We start from the raw sequence: 15,918 nt of genomic DNA on the forward strand, positions 1-15,918 counted from the left end.
ATGTTTAAAATTTATAAGGAGTAGTAACAAATCGGTTACAACATACATTATTATATATGTTGTAACCGGTTTATTAATTATAGGAATCTGCTGGCTGTATCTTTATCTTTGTTGTATGTAAATTCTACTGCTGCCTGATCCATAATAGACGGAACTGAAATCAGATGAATCGGAGATGGAAAACTGAGTTTCCGGAGTTCAATCCAATCTTTATTCCCAAAATCCCAAAACCAAAGATCATCAAGCTGCATTCTTTGAATGTCCAAATGTCCGAAAGCCGGACAATCGTTCTCTTTTATTTTCAAAAAGATGTATGCTTCGACAAGATCGTTGGTTATATTCATAGAGTTTGTGATTGGCTCTAACCAGGATTCATCTTGATTCTCGTCATACTCTACCTCTCTATCTAAGGCATATATCCATATTGGATATTTTTCCAATTCTGGTAGATAGATATTTTCAAGAGATAAAGCTTCACCAGTTGTATATTCTATTTTGTCTTTTCTGCTGAATAAACTAGAAAAGAAACTTTTTATAAACATGTTTTTACGATTTAATTTATTTGTGCTCGTTTAATATACCATGTGTGACCGTGGTAATTTAGCTATTTTACCTTCATCCAAGTTTTTTTGAATCAGTTTAAGGATACTATCTCTATTATCCAATCTATCAAAAAGTTGTTTGCGCCAGTCTTCTATTTTTCCACATTGCGGCTCGAAAAACTCAGGGTTCCAATTCTTTGATACTTTAATGATCACTTCTTTAACTTCATTAATGAAGTTGGGATTATTGATATACAAGGCAATCATAAGTTCATATTCCAATAACAGGGATTGAAGAATAGGATTTCTTTGGACGGGAAGATAGGCAAATTGTTTTTTTAATATGCCAAAAATATCCTTTACGTGTACGTGCTCTTGTATACATGCACCTACTTGTTTATGAGTAGCATCAATTGCTTTATTTATTGTATCCGGAGAAGCCAGATAAGAAATATCTAATTGCATATTTTTTGCATTGCGGAGTTCTTGCATGAACATCAGTTCATCCATATTTGTCTCATTATTTTCTTTCCATAAAGGAAAACACATGAAATGTGGCCGATATTCTTCTCCTCCTATTAGAGGCATTAACTTGATACCTACAACTGCGATATCCAATGTCATATAAAAGGCTGTTGGAGAAAAAGTGGCCAAATTAGGAAAAGCTTTTCCCCATAATTTATATATATCTTTTTTTTCTTTTGCTGAAGCCATATCTTTATGATTTATAAAGCGAAATTAGTAATAATAATCTTAGTACAAAAGATTTAATCCCGTTTTTCTTATAATGTTTGATTTTCAATATTTATAAGAAAAACGGGATTGAGTATATTAATGAATATGAATTATTTTTGATGGTAAATGGTAATGATTTCTATATCTCTGCATCTGTTGTGTATTATTTAGTTGAGTTGCAGTCTTATTGGGATAACCAAATTTGTAATCATAGATCATGCCATTGGTATTATCCAAGACATCCAAAATTCCAACACCGGTTGCATCTTTAAAATAAACATTTACATCAATGCCTCTATCACCATAAAGATTCTGATAATGTTTCAAGAACTTACTTGCATAAGCATGTTTCTTTGATCCACCAACATGGCCTTTGTCTGTAATGTTCTTTTCTGCATATTCCCCAGCCTTTTGGATCAGCTCTTCGTTGGTCATTTTAGGTTTGCCACTCCAAACATTCAGATTGTTCTCTTGAGCATATTTCAAATAACTGCCGGTTCCCATTACCAGACCGGAAACACTTCCTGATGCCAGTCCTTTCAGACCTGCCTTTCCTGCCGCACCCAAATCACCGGTAACCGCGAAGGTGCTGGCAAATCCTCCGGCATAACCACCTGCCATACCGCCTAATGTTCCGGTAATAGCACTCTTTATAATGGGAGTAGTGATTTTGAATCCATTGATTACAACTGCCCCTAGTTTGCTGCCCAGTTGACCTCCGAAACCTCCGGCCAAACCTGCAACTCCACCTGCAACACCAGAGAGTAATATATCAGTTCCGGTAGCTCCACCTAGCCAGGCATTTGTCGCTCCTACGAGTGCTCCTCCTGCCGCCCATGCCGCCGGACCATATTCAGCTATCGCTCCTGCAACGAATCCAGAACCAAAAGCTGCCGCTCCCTGGCCAATAATCTGCCATACATTACCATGTATGTTTCCACTGAAGATATTTACACCCAGATTAATAACACCTCCAATTATGCCTAATACCAAATCATCGATCAGGAAAAACTCACCGGATGGATCCATATATAATAACGGATTATTCATGCAGTATGAATATCTGTTGAAGTTTTGAGTGTCAAAAGGTGATTGAATATAGGGGTCAGGTGACAAGAAACGTGCAATGACCGGATCATATAATCGTGCATTCATATTGACAAGTCCGAACATAAGCAGATGTTCGTGTCCCGTGTATCCTCTTCCAAGGAACAATGCGGGTTCGTTTCCGATAGCATAGAGTGTCTGATTCACCGGATTGCGCAGTCTTCCCCAGGCATCATAACTGAGTTCCTGAGTCAGATTGCCGGATGAATTCATTATATGGGTAATACTTCCCAGGTAATCACGTCCAAGATAGTAGATGTTCCAGGTTCCATTCTGTTTAACGTAAACAGCCGGAGCAGAATATGCATTACCACCCAGATAGAGTCTTTCGACCGTAGTTGATCCTTTGATATCTATTTCATATTGATCAGAGAAATAATACTCGGTCTGATAGGTGGAGTTGTTTTTTTTCACTTGCATTTTTACCCGATTCCCGTCTGTATTGTAGTTGAAGTTTGCCACATATCCGTTTTCGGAAATGGTAGACGGACGCTCCTGGGTATTGTAAGTGATGGTTTGAATACGTTGTGGAATCTCATTTCCGTATGGAGTCACATTTTCTATTGCATACGGTTTGGAGGAACTATAAGTGAACTGACCGACAGTTTTGTAGTCCGTAATATTTCCTTTTACATCGTAAGAGATTGTCTTACCGGAGAAGGAAGTTAAACGGTTCAGATTATCATAACTGAAATTTTCAGTTAAATTGCGGCCATTATCTTTTCTCCAATTCAGGTTTCCGGTTGATGCATTGAAATTATATGCTGCATTTTGAATAACTGTTCCGCCATTCTTAATTGTTCTGGAAGTAGGCATACCATAGGCATCATATCCGTAAGTACGAGTCAGTGGACCTGAAACTTCAGATATTGCCAGTCCCATATTATTCTCTCCGGTTACTTTCCATATAGTAGTGGAGTTGTTCAGCTTTATTTCTGAAAGAGTACCATTGAATAAATGTAATTTTCAGTTGCTATATTGCCTGATTGTGACGTGTAAACAGTAGAAGACAGGTTGCCGTTTGAATAGGTATACGCTTTTTTAAACCATTTACCGTCCATTGCGGTTTCTGTTTCCGTACTAACCTGCAGAAGATTGTCATAAGTAAATTCTTTCTTGGTACCGTTTGTACTGTTACATAATGTCAGTAAACCGTCTGAGTTATATGAGTAATTCGACGTGAAATCGTTGACAATTTCTTTTTTGATGAGTCTATTGACCGCATCATATGTCATCAATGTCACTTTGCCATTAGCATCTGTTTCTTTGTTTACATTACCTGCTGCATCATAAGCGAAGTTCTTTGTGCCGGCACTCGGATCAGCGATGCTGATCTGACGTCCCCATTGATCGTATGAAAAAACGATTTTAACATTTCCCGGCGCTGTACTTGAAGCTATTTTTCCATCCGGACGAAGACTGTAAGTTATTGTACCAGCCGGATCTGAAATTGATATGATATCTCCCAGAGCATCGAATGTTTTTGTTCGTGAAACGCCTTTTATTAAAGATGTCTGGTTCAGTCCTCTATATGAATATGTATCTTTCTTTCCAGATGCGTAATTAATAGCTGTCACACGGTTATAACTATCGTAACTATAAGTGTTCCATGCAGATGGTGAACTTCCCATAAACGGCATAGATTTCTTTTGAATACGGTCTTTATTGTCATAGACCATATCCGTATAAAGATAGGCGCCATTATACCGTTGTGTACCTTCTCTTACTTCCTGACCTTTGCATTGTAGTATGAAATTGTATTGGCTGCATCAGAGAGTGTATGGGTATTAGAATATAACGCTCCTGCAGGAGATGTAACCCATGCTTTAGAAACTGTTTCCGTACTTCCATCCGGGTGTGTTACTTTAATGTTATCTCCCCAAGGATCATATAAGTAGGATATGGTATTATTCTTATGGTCTTTTGTTGAACCAAGCATACCATTAGCATTGTAAGTATATGTTTCATAGGTGCCATTAGTTGCCGTTTTTTTCGTAACCCTACCGTAAGAATCATACACATAATTCTCTGAAATCCAATTTGCCGAAGAATAGGGTTTTGTCTTAGATGCAGTCAGATTAAAATGTGTATCGTATATATAATTTTCTTCGGAGACCTTGTTATTATTATAATAGGTAAGTTTGGATGTTTGAAGGTAGTTTGAGTTATAAGCAAATGTCTCTTTAGCTGTGACAGAACTACCGTTCCTTGTTGTCGTTTCGTTGATTTCAACTGGTAGACCAATGATATAGGCTGCTGCACTATTAATATTGCTATATGTATTTTTAATGGCAACCGTAATACCATTCCCGTAATTACGTGTTTCAGTCAGTGGAGAACCATAGCTGTCATAGGTATAAGATGTCGTGATGGAAACATTTGTCGCTTTATCCAACGATACACTTGTCTTCAACAAGGTTTTATATGTTTTGTCTGATGCAATCTGGATATCATGAGTATATGTATTTGTCTTATCAAAAGAATCTTCTTTTGTAGGTACAGAGAAATGATAAGGATCACATGTCAGAGTCGTCGTTTCAGATTTGAGAGAGTTATAAGATGTGATTTTCTCAAATCCGCAAAAGCCCAAACCTTGTTTATGAATGACCGCATTCGAATATTGATAACTGTTCTGTTCCAGCAGGCTTCCGTTATTATATGTTTCTGTTCTGGCAGCAACGGTATATCCTCCGTAGAAATTAGTATAGGGATATTGTGCCCCGTAACCTTTAGTGAAAACAGAAGCGGTCTGATCGTTCAATCTTGCATAAGCTATTTTGGTAACTGTCCCCAAACTATTCACGATTCCAGACAAGAGCCTGTTTGTAGATTCATTTGTCTGGTAAGCGATCCGTGTCGCAATCCCATTTTTCAGACTGATTAACTGGTTGTAATAATTTCTACTTTCCATATTTGTAGGTACAAGTACGGTTTCTTTGGGAATAGTACTTGTCGCCTGTCCCTTTTTGACTCTATCCGCAATGAAATAAGTCACCAAGGTTTTATTATCACCTGAACCATACACTTCAACCAAATCTGTCTGCCCATCCATATTAATGTCCTGAAGAACATAATCGGAGGTACTAAGCCGACTTGTGATTGCAATATCGTTCGCTTCAAATTGTCCGTTACCTGTAGAGGTGTAAATTTTCCATGTACTTCCGCCACTTACAGCCGGTGACAGCAGGAAATCCGTTTTACCGTCTCCGTTGAATTCTCCTGCAAGAAATTCTCTATCACTCAGAGAGGAATTTTTTAAACCTGTATATACGGCAACTTGTCTCATCGTATAACTGGAACCTGTTACATCAAAAGTATAGATGTAAGTTCCATTGTCATTGATTAAGCATAGATCAGTTTTCCCGTCTCCATCATAATCTATGGAAAATAGTTTGTTGGAGTTTTTATAGGCATCTTCAGCACTGATTTGTCCGCTGGGATACTTCGGGAACTGCTGGTAGTAGTTAAAAGGACTTCCCTGATAGAGAATCTTATTACCTTCCAAGTCGAAAAGATAAACTTTAGATGCATTATTTTGCCCCATTGTGTTATATGCGGAAACAGCCAGGACTTCCATCTTTCCGTCTCCGTTGAAGTCACCCGTATAATAAAACTTAGGTGTGATGCTTTTATCATCCCTATAAGTCAATACTGTATTGAAATTAAATGTACGGGTATATTTTTTTGCAATACCAGCATATAAATTGGGGGTATATACCGTAAAATCGACTTTGTCATTAGAACCAGAGACCGTATTGTTCACTTTAACAATTTCTTCACCTTCAAACTGATCCAGGTCAACGGCGAATATGTCTACAAATCCGGCTTCCGTTTTCAATTCCGGATTAAACATACCCAACTTTCCACTTAATCCAGTCGCAACAATAATTGTCTCATCACCTGCATATTGATTTTCAATCCAATTCTTTGAATGGCGGAATGCCGTTGAATGTTGGTAATATTCAACATAGTGGGCTTTGTTCGGAACGGAAATGATACCATCATCTTCTGTTCCGTAATCAAATTTACCCTTTGATACACGTATCTGTGATGCTTCCGTAAAATTATACCAATGTATCAGCTGTGTTTCTGTTTTTTTGAAAGTTGATGACTGTTGCCCGGTTCCATAATACATTTTAAGCGGATTGAGACTTTTTCCTCCAGCCGAACAATTGATATTATCAACTACTGAAACATTCCCTTTTGAAGTATAATTGATGGTATAGGTCCGTAAAACGGTAGATTGCAGTTTGGTCGTTATTGAACTTAAAAGATAATTATAAGTCATTTTTATACCACCGGTAAAAATATAAAAAGCGTCGCTTCTGGATGATGTATAAGAAAATACAACAGATGCTTGCTGGGCTTGTCCATAAGTTATTTTATCGAGACGGTAATGATTTGAAATCAATGTATACGAATAATTGATAACCAATCCATCTCTACTTGTCAATTTGCTGATCGGATAATTGATTGTCTCACCGGAAGTAGAAGTTGTAAATCCGTATACGGCCTTCTTGCCATCAGGGTAGAATACATCAAAGTAACTGATATTTCCGTTCTTGATATATCCTATAACTTTTATATTTCCTGTGACACTTCTGTATTCTATTTGAGAAGATGTTGCTGTTTTTCTAATCAATTTCTGGCCGTCCAAAGAAAAAGCACTTTCCTTACTGGATGCTATCGGTCCTTCTGTTTTTCCTTCATAATATAATGATTTATATCCTCTGGAAATAACAGAGAGTCCGGAAAGATTCCAGCCGTAACCTACTACACCATTAGCAGTCGAACTGTTGTAGGCTAACGACAGTTTGGGTTGAAAATCTCTTGCTTCAGTCGCCATTTCAATCGGCACATCTATGGTGTAAGCTCCACTAGGAGAAAGTGAAGAATTAAAAGCTATTTCTCCGACATCTTTCGACCTGTCGATAGAATGAGAATTAGGAATGAAAGACGGGATATCAACATATAGTAATGACGGAGTTTCATCACTTAGCGGAGTCTTTACCGAAGTACTATCCAATTCCAGATCTGCCGGTGGAATGCTATCTATTGTCAGTCCGACAAATGTTTTCAAAGAGCTTTGAGAATATCCGTTCAAACAGATAATCAAGCCTATAATTAAGTAATATAATCTTTTCATATTTTCCGTTTATTTCTTAATGATTTTCCAACTTGTTTCTTTTCCATTCAATGAGATGTGTAGAATGTATAAGCCGTTTGGCCGGGAGCTGATGTCAAGTTCGGTGAAGTAAGAACCCATCCGTTGATTGAGGATTAACTGACCGGCAGAATTATACAATTGAAGGCTCCCTTGGTCGGAATTGTCCCAACCGGCTACTTCTATTTTTAAATGCCCTTCGGTAGGGTTGGGATAGATACGGATGTCCTTATCAGACAGCATTTCGGAATAATACTCCGGATCGGAACTCTCCGGTAATGACTTGGTTTTGACCACAATCTCTCTCTTAATTCTGTTGCCGGCATTGTCGTACGAATAGTGTAACTTATTTTGACTAAAGGCAATAAGAGGTACTGCCGCTATTAGCAGCATAACTAATGTTTTTCTCATGTTTTGTGAAATTTAGATGTTTGTACTCTATTTAATAAGTAGCTTCGTATATGTCTCCTTTATCATATAACCGTATGATACATTCAGGACAATCTTCAGGTAGGTCAATGGTAAACGGAGCATCTGTCAATGTTACGGTTACTGATGTGATTTCTTTACCGGAAAGATCCGTGATTTGGATTTGTACTTCGGAAGCAACTCCTGTAGTAGAGTGGAATGTCAGTTTGTCACCATCCCCAGAGACTTCATAGGGAGCGACAAAGATGGATTTTAGCATTTGCTTTCTCTGTAAATGCAAAGCAAAGGTCTTGTGCCGGTGACGACTGGCCGAAACCGGATTTACACATACTAATAACATGGTGCATAAAATCACCATCATTGAAATAACTTTCTTCATGTCCATACACTTTTAATGAATTATTGTGACACAAAGTTAGATGGTATCTGTCTTTCAAGTGGTGAATTTTGGTCGGTTTCGGGTATGCATCCCCTTTTGTTGGAAACGTGTGTAAATTATTGAAAATTATATAAATAACGGCTATCTCCGGTGGAAAAGTGGTATGCAACCTCCGCGAGAGATATAACGAACGCTGTATTCAGGGGTATTTTTATTCTATTTACGGTCTTCTTCAGGCCAAACAGCCTTCTGTATTTCTTCCAAGAAATCTTCTAATCTCATATTCCGATTCGTACATCCTCCCTTTGTCATAATGCGGTGACGTTTGCTTTTGATCGTGTTTACCGTAACATTTAAAATTATTGCCTGATCATTGAGGGACAGATCGAACATTAAAAGACAACAGTAAATCAATTCTTCTTCGGAAAGTGAAGGTATGCGGTGCAAGAGCTTCTCCGTGAAATGCGGATAAATATTGTTCGTGAATGTTATCAGACGTTCTTTATCTGATTGAGAAAAGGACGGTTCTCCGAATATTTCTTCAAAGGCGTGTTGATAACTATTTTTCTTAGAACGATTTTGAAGACTGATATTCGATACTAATTTGATCTTCTGATAAAGTACAGAATTACGAAAAAGTGTTTCTTTTATAAGATCCGAAAGTCGTTGCGTCTGTATTAACTCTTTTTCTTTTGAACGGAGTTCCTGTTCCTGCTGTTTATTTAATAGTTGTTGTTCTTTCAATAGATATTTGTGCTTTTCTGTTTCGTGAAGCAACTCGGCATGTTTCCGTTTTCGTTTATTGACTTCTAGCCGATAAACAAGAATAGATAAAATCAATAATAGGATTAAAATGCAAGAAACGATAGTGATACGGTTTCGTTCAATACTCAGACGCATATTTGCCATTTCTATTTTTTGTTTTTGGTATTTCTTTTCTGTTTCGATCAACTGACGATCATACCGATTTTCAACAATCGAATCCTGATATGTGTCAGACTTTTCCAAAAAGGTTAATGCAGATTGGTAATTCCCATAAGATTTATCCATTTCGTACAGTCTATAAAGAAGCATACTACGTTCTGTCAGGTCTTTGGTTTGGTCAAGTACAATGAGCAACCGTTTACGGGTGTGATCGTAATCATCCTTTGTCACACAGATATTGGATAGTGAAAAAGACGCAGAACTGTTAGTCGGATTGAACTCCAGCGATTCTTCGAAATATCTACGGGCTTCGGTATAATCCTCCTTCGTTAGATAAACGATTCCGATATGACAAGCTAGATCTGAACATAATATACTGTCGGAACTGCCTTCCAGTAGTGAGTCTGCTGTAAAATACAACTGCAAGGCTGTTTCATATTCTTCTTCCAGTACATAGGTATCTCCTTGGTCCCGAATAGCAATAATATAACTACGCCAATTATTCGCCTTCAAAAATAATTCTGCAGCTTTGACATAGTATTCACGGGCTTTCTTCTGATCCAGATTATTCTCATAAAGATCTGCCATGTAGCTATAAATATAAGCGGAAAGATTTGCATCTGAATTAGACTTCAATAAGTCTATAGCCCTCAAATAGTTGTTAATTGCATTTGATAGCTTTTCACTTTCAGCAAATGCACGTCCCTGATAGTATAAAAGCCGGGGATAATAGTAGTTATCTGGATGGTATATATAATAGCTCATATATTCCGATAGCAGAGAGTCCGGAAGCATTGACAAATGCAAAGAATCACGTAACTCACAGTTGTTATAGCAAAGTATGGCTTTGTCTTGTGGAGATAATGCATCAGAGTCCAGGATGGAATCCATAGCTGAAAGCATAAGTGTGGATGATGGATAACTGTTATGCAAATTTTTCAGCAACTTGTCCGGATCGCATCTGTTTTGACAACTAAAAGACAATATGCCAATGGATGCTAGTAATGTTACTATATTCTCAAGTGTGAATCTCTTTTTCATATAAATTAGTTAGATTGGTTATCTTATATCAGATGCATTATTGGCATTTCTTTTAGCGAACCTGTTTTCTATGGATTGAAAAGGCACATCTTTTAATAGGACTGGTCTTATAAGGAAATTGGGATCGTACAGATGTTTGTCGCTCAATTCAGTAAAGTAACTGAATACATCTTTATTAAAAGACGTTCGCGTGAGTACTTTTTTTATTACTTTCTGCGTCGTTTCATGTGCGTTGTAATTCAGATGGTTAACATGGTCTATCCATGTTTGTTCGGTAATATTTTCGTGAGTAAAATAACAAGTATCGGCAAAGTCTGATTTATCCCAATAATGTTCAACCATAAAATTGGCGTGTTGGTCAGGGGGAGTCAATATCGACGGTATTTCAGGAAGAATGTCTGCTTGGAAGGTGTCTGAGTTAACAACCTGTTCCGGCTCTGTTCTGGATTCAATATTTTGTTGTGAAACTTTTCTCTGATAGCATCCTGTAAAAATGGTAACGGAAAGTATGAATAAAAATTCTTTCTGTTTCATTACGATTTAAGTTTTGTTGTCTAATTAATCGGCTATAAAGGTAGTGAAATGTTCTGTAAAATGGCCTGTTGTGTAACTATTTAATGTTGTGTAATGTGATAATCAATTGTTTTCTTTTTGTTTGTATGTAAACATAGGTGCGATCAGCGAAGGAGCGAGTTTCCTATTTGGGGGGAAGAACGTAAAGGAAAATGAAATAAGACAATTGTGAAAGCTGATCATGAACAAATAGAGTTATCTTTCTGTTTAGTTTCAATAGTTAGGTATAATTGAAATAACGTCAGGAGTATGAAAAAGAAAAATCTATGGTTGATCATCGGGGTTATTATTGCGATTGTCCTTTTGATGGTATGGTTGTTTGTGGGGACGACATTGGAAGAAGTAACTAATCCGGAAACAGCTCCGATGGAGATTGAGCAGAATGTATAAAAAGTTGACAGTTGATAAGTGACAGTTGACAGATTTAGAAAAGATTCTATTTATCTGTCACTTACCATCTATCAACTGTCACTTGTTTTATTATCCTAAGAATCCTAACAGGATACCGGCTGCTACAGCAGAACCGATTACACCTGCTACGTTCGGACCCATGGCGTGCATCAACAGATAGTTGGTCGGATCATATTCCAGACCTACAACCTGAGAGATACGTGCTGAGTCGGGAACGGCAGATACACCGGCATTACCGATAAGCGGATTGATCTTGTTACCTTGTTTCAGGAACAGGTTGAAGAACTTAACGAACAATACACCGGCACAGGTTGCGATCACGAATGACAACGCACCCAAACCGAAGATCTTGATAGAGTTCAGTGTCAGGAACTGAGTTGCCTGTGTAGAAGCACCTACTGTGATACCTAACAGGATAGTGATTGTATCGATCAGCGGACCGCGGGCTGTTTCAGCCAGACGACGGGTTACACCACTTTCTTTCAACAGGTTTCCGAAGAACAACATACCCAGCAAAGGCAGACCTGAAGGTACAAGGAAGCAAGTCAGTAGCAAACCAACGATCGGGAAGATGATCTTTTCAGTAGAAGAAACGGCTCTCGGCGGTTTCATACGGATCAGACGTTCTTTCTTTGTCGTAAGTAGTCTCATGAACGGCGGCTGGATAATAGGTACCAACGCCATATATGAGTAGGCCGACACCGCAATAGCACCCATCAGGTTAGGGGCCAGTTTGGAAGACAGGAAGATAGCCGTAGGACCGTCAGCACCACCGATAATACCGATAGCACCGGCCTGGTTCGGTTCGAATCCCATCTGAAGAGCGATAATATAAGCACCGAAGATACCGAACTGGGCGGCAGCACCGATCAACATCAACTTTGGATTGGATATCAAAGCGGAGAAGTCGGTCATCGCCCCGATGCCGAGGAAGATCAACGGCGGATACCACCCGGAGGTTACCCCCTGATAGAGGATGTTAAGTACAGACCCTTGTTCGTAGATACCTACCTGAAGCCCTGCATCTTTAAAAGGAATGTTACCGATCAGGATACCGAATCCGATAGGGATCAGCAACATGGGTTCAAATTCATATTTAATCGCAAGGAATATAAAGAGCAAACCAACCAATATCATAATGATATGGCCCGGAGTTGCATTATATACTCCTGTATAGGTGAGGAACAACTGTAGGTTGTCACCCAGGAATGATAAAAAACTCTCTTGCATACTCTTATCCGATTACGACGAGATCAGCACCTTCCAGTACAGAGTCTCCTTTGTGTACTTTAATTTCAATAATCTTACCGTCGCGGTCAGCGTTGATGTTGTTTTCCATCTTCATGGCCTCAAGGATAAGTAAAGTTTGTCCTCTCTTTACAGTGTCGCCTACATTGCATTTGATTTGCAGGATAACACCTGGAAGTGGAGTCTTAACGGCGCCCTGGGTTGTAGATGCAGCCGGACGAGTAACAACCGGTTCGCCGCTGGCTGTAGTAGGAGCCTGTGCCGGGCGTTTGAGTGTAACCATTTGTTTTTTCGCCGGTTTCTCCATTTTTACATTATAAGGAGTACCGTTTACTTCTACTTCAGCGATATCGTCAACCACTGAATTAATGTGTACTTTATATACGTTACCGTTGATGGTATATTTAAAACTTTTCATTCTTGTTTGTTTTTAGAGATAATCACTTTCTGGGAGTTTCACGTAAACTATAGATCTTAGAACTCCATGGAGAATATGCACGGCGAACTTTGCGGATCGTAAGCACTGTATGTTCGATATCGTGATTGTCATCACTCATTTCATACAAAGCTGTAGCGATTGCTGCAAAAACTTCGCCTGAAACTTCGTCCGGTGTATTTACATTAACAGGTGCCCCTGCTTTCTGAGCATTACGTTTGCTGGCTGCGATAGCTGCTTTTCCGACTTGTTTGAAGATTAGGAAAAGAAGGAGCAATCCTAGAAAAACAACAGTCATAGCTGTAATAGTCATACCGATACCCAGAGAGTCGTTTGTCTTAAAGTTTTCGATCTTTTCGTTAGAATCTAACGTCAGGTTGTTTGTGCTGGGAGTCACTTTTGTGAGTTGTGCCCATTCTTCTTTTCCGTCAATAATTCTACCATAGCTAACATCCGGTTTTTGTGCAGCCGGAATTGTTATTTCGTCGATCAAGGATTTACCATCGGCGTCATAAAGAGCTATATAATTTTCTTTTGACGGGTCTAACGTGAAATTGACATGAAAAGTACCACGGTTAGGTTCACCATCCGCCCAGAACAGAGTGTGTTGATGGGGGGGGATCTGAGTTAGTACGTCACCCTTGGGGATCGGATATTTTTTAGGATTGTTCTTGTCGTCTGTCAAGAAACAACCTGCAATATTAACCGTTCCGGCAGAAGTATTGAATAATTCTATCCAGCCGTGACGTTTGCCATAGTCGTCAACGAAATTATCTTCGTTGATGACCAGCACTTCATTTATTCGCATGGAGGTTGCACGCTGTGCCTGTGCCCCGAATGATACGAGCAGGATGAACAGCAGCAATACTCCAAATCTTTTGTTAGTCATATTCATTTTCCTGTTTTAAGAATTATAGAGGCAGATTGTCATGTTTCTTAGCAGGATTGCTTAACTTTTTCGTCTGCAATTGTTGTAAAGCACGAATGATACGGAAACGGGTATTACGCGGTTCGATCACATCGTCGATATAACCGTATTGAGCTGCGTTGTACGGGTTTGCGAATGCCTTCTTGTATTCTGCTTCTTTTTCGGCTGTTGCTTTTGCAGGATCTTCGGATGCGGCAACTTCTTTTGCGAAGATAACTTCTACAGCACCGCTCGGGCCCATAACTGCGATTTCAGCTGTCGGCCATGCGTAGTTCATATCGCCACGCAGGTGTTTAGAACTCATCACGCAGTAAGCACCACCGTAAGATTTACGCAATGTAACAGTGATTTTAGGCACAGTTGCTTCGCCGTAAGCGTAAAGCAATTTGGCTCCGTGAAGGATTACACCATTGTATTCCTGGCCTGTTCCCGGAAGGAATCCCGGTACGTCTACCAATGTTACCAAAGGAATGTTGAAAGCGTCGCAGAAACGGACGAAGCGGCCTGCCTTACGGGAAGCGTTGCTGTCCAGACAGCCTGCCATTACTTTCGGCTGGTTAGCTACGATACCAACAGACTGGCCGTTGAAACGTGCGAAACCAACAATAATATTTTTAGCATAATCAGCATGTACTTCCAGGAATTCGTTGTTGTCAACGATTGTGCCGATTACTTCATACATGTCATATGACTGGTTAGCGTTGTCAGGAATGATGTCGTTCAATACATCGTCCAAACGGTCGATCGGGTCTTTGCATTCGATCAGCGGAGTTTCTTCCAGGTTATTCTGCGGAAGGAAGCTGAGCAATTTGCGGATCAGTTGCAGACCTTCTTCTTCTGTGTCGACAGCGAAGTGGGCAACACCCGATTTTGTTGTGTGTACGCTTGCACCACCCAGTTGTTCTTGTGTTACGTCTTCACCGGTAACTGTTTTTACTACTTTCGGACCAGTCAGGAACATGTAGCTGGTACCACGTGTCATGATGTTAAAGTCAGTCAGCGCCGGAGAATAAACTGCGCCACCTGCACACGGACCGAAGATACCTGAAATCTGAGGTACAACACCGGATGCAAGGATATTACGCTGGAAGATTTCAGCATATCCTGCCAGGGCGTTAACGCCTTCCTGGATACGTGCTCCACCTGAGTCGTTCAAGCCGATGACAGGGGCACCCATCTTCATGGCCTGATCCATTACCTTACAAATCTTCATGGCCAGTGATTCTGACAAAGCTCCTCCGAATACGGTGAAGTCCTGTGCGAAGATGTAGACCAGACGGCCGTCGATCGTACCATATCCGGTTACGATACCATCACCCAGGAATTTTGTTTTTTCAATACCGAAGTTAGTACAACGGTGCTGAACGAACATATCAAACTCCTCGAAACTACCTTCATCAAGCAACATGGCGATACGTTCGCGTGCTGTGTACTTGCCTTTCTTGTGCTGAGATTCGATTCTTTTTTCTCCACCACCTAAACGGGCTTGTTCGCGAAGAGCGATAAGCTCTTTTACTTTTTCAAGTTGGTTACTCATTGTATTTCTGATTTGTTGTTAGAAATGAAGTGTTTTTGTTATTTTTTACCCGGCATGCAAAGTTCTGTCAATACGCTGCATGTTGATTTCGGGTGAAGGAATGCAATGTTCAGACCTTCTGCACCACCGCGGGGAGCTTTGTCGATCAGTTTAACACCTTTTGATTCAGCTTCGTCCAATGCTGCCTGTACATCAGGTACAGCAAATGCGATATGGTGAATACCTTCGCCTTTCTTTTCTATGAATTTGGCGATAGTACTGTCTTCGCTGGTCGGTTCAAGTAATTCGATTTTTGTTTGGCCTACTTTAAAGAACGCAGTCTTTACTTTCTGGTCAGCAACTTCTTCGATGTTGTAGCATTTCATGCCTAAAACTTCTTCATAATATGGCAGACAAGCTTCGATGCTTTTTACTGCAATACCCAGATGTTCAATATGTGTAATTTCCATGTCAATAAGAATTTA

15 protein-coding genes are annotated in these 15,918 nt (G+C 39.6%); 1 reads left to right on the plus strand and 14 read right to left on the minus strand.

Annotated features, from left to right (window positions below):
• Positions 1 to 77: 77 nt before the first annotated feature.
• From NBH15_RS08420 to NBH15_RS08460, 9 genes are all read right to left on the minus strand, one after another.
• A complete protein-coding gene (locus NBH15_RS08420; RefSeq protein WP_250822444.1) occupies positions 78 to 542 on the minus strand; it encodes a hypothetical protein in 465 nt (154 codons plus the stop codon).
• A 30-nt stretch (positions 543 to 572) separates the two neighbouring features.
• Positions 573 to 1,256: a hypothetical protein gene (locus NBH15_RS08425; RefSeq protein ID WP_250822445.1), complete on the minus strand. Its 684-nt coding sequence runs from the start codon at positions 1,254 to 1,256 to the stop codon at positions 573 to 575.
• Between the two features lie 117 nt (positions 1,257 to 1,373).
• The gene (locus tag NBH15_RS08430) at positions 1,374 to 3,266 is read right to left on the minus strand and encodes an RHS repeat domain-containing protein (RefSeq protein ID WP_250822446.1); all 1,893 of its coding nucleotides are present in this window, start codon (positions 3,264 to 3,266) and stop codon (positions 1,374 to 1,376) included.
• 47 nt (positions 3,267 to 3,313) lie between these two features.
• Complete coding sequence (locus NBH15_RS08435; protein ID WP_250822447.1) at positions 3,314 to 4,063, minus strand: RHS repeat domain-containing protein; 750 nt, start codon at positions 4,061 to 4,063, stop codon at positions 3,314 to 3,316.
• A 44-nt stretch (positions 4,064 to 4,107) separates the two neighbouring features.
• Positions 4,108 to 7,530 (minus strand): RHS repeat domain-containing protein, encoded by a 3,423-nt coding sequence (locus NBH15_RS08440; RefSeq protein ID WP_250822448.1) that lies wholly within the window; start codon positions 7,528 to 7,530, stop codon positions 4,108 to 4,110.
• 9 nt (positions 7,531 to 7,539) lie between these two features.
• Positions 7,540 to 7,959, minus strand: coding sequence for a T9SS type A sorting domain-containing protein (locus tag NBH15_RS08445; protein ID WP_250822449.1), 420 nt, complete (start codon positions 7,957 to 7,959; stop codon positions 7,540 to 7,542).
• A gap of 31 nt (positions 7,960 to 7,990) precedes the next feature.
• Positions 7,991 to 8,362 (minus strand): T9SS type A sorting domain-containing protein, encoded by a 372-nt coding sequence (locus NBH15_RS08450; protein ID WP_250822450.1) that lies wholly within the window; start codon positions 8,360 to 8,362, stop codon positions 7,991 to 7,993.
• 210 nt (positions 8,363 to 8,572) lie between these two features.
• Positions 8,573 to 10,321, minus strand: coding sequence for a tetratricopeptide repeat protein (locus NBH15_RS08455; RefSeq protein ID WP_250822451.1), 1,749 nt, complete (start codon positions 10,319 to 10,321; stop codon positions 8,573 to 8,575).
• 18 nt (positions 10,322 to 10,339) lie between these two features.
• Positions 10,340 to 10,855, minus strand: coding sequence for a DUF5106 domain-containing protein (locus NBH15_RS08460; RefSeq protein ID WP_250822452.1), 516 nt, complete (start codon positions 10,853 to 10,855; stop codon positions 10,340 to 10,342).
• Between the two features lie 288 nt (positions 10,856 to 11,143).
• Between NBH15_RS08460 and NBH15_RS08465 the strand changes: the two genes are divergently transcribed.
• Positions 11,144 to 11,284: a hypothetical protein gene (locus NBH15_RS08465; RefSeq protein WP_167754494.1), complete on the plus strand. Its 141-nt coding sequence runs from the start codon at positions 11,144 to 11,146 to the stop codon at positions 11,282 to 11,284.
• A gap of 90 nt (positions 11,285 to 11,374) precedes the next feature.
• Here the strand turns inward: NBH15_RS08465 and NBH15_RS08470 are convergent, their stop codons facing one another.
• From NBH15_RS08470 to mce, 5 genes are read right to left on the minus strand one after another with little or no spacing between them, the layout of a single operon-like run.
• On the minus strand, positions 11,375 to 12,535 hold the full coding sequence (locus tag NBH15_RS08470) for a sodium ion-translocating decarboxylase subunit beta (RefSeq protein ID WP_046146585.1): 1,161 nt from the start codon (positions 12,533 to 12,535) through the stop codon (positions 11,375 to 11,377).
• A gap of 4 nt (positions 12,536 to 12,539) precedes the next feature.
• Positions 12,540 to 12,971: a biotin/lipoyl-containing protein gene (locus tag NBH15_RS08475; RefSeq protein ID WP_046146586.1), complete on the minus strand. Its 432-nt coding sequence runs from the start codon at positions 12,969 to 12,971 to the stop codon at positions 12,540 to 12,542.
• 22 nt (positions 12,972 to 12,993) lie between these two features.
• Complete coding sequence (locus NBH15_RS08480; protein ID WP_250822453.1) at positions 12,994 to 13,878, minus strand: lamin tail domain-containing protein; 885 nt, start codon at positions 13,876 to 13,878, stop codon at positions 12,994 to 12,996.
• A 22-nt stretch (positions 13,879 to 13,900) separates the two neighbouring features.
• Positions 13,901 to 15,454, minus strand: coding sequence for an acyl-CoA carboxylase subunit beta (locus NBH15_RS08485; protein ID WP_007657778.1), 1,554 nt, complete (start codon positions 15,452 to 15,454; stop codon positions 13,901 to 13,903).
• 38 nt (positions 15,455 to 15,492) lie between these two features.
• Positions 15,493 to 15,903 carry a methylmalonyl-CoA epimerase gene (gene mce / locus NBH15_RS08490; protein ID WP_128133775.1) on the minus strand — a complete coding sequence of 137 codons (411 nt, stop codon included), beginning with the start codon at positions 15,901 to 15,903 and terminating at the stop codon, positions 15,493 to 15,495.
• Positions 15,904 to 15,918 lie beyond the last annotated feature (15 nt).

Origin of the sequence: Parabacteroides caeci, assembly GCF_023656795.1 — a bacterium.
GTDB lineage: Bacteria > Bacteroidota > Bacteroidia > Bacteroidales > Tannerellaceae > Parabacteroides > Parabacteroides segnis.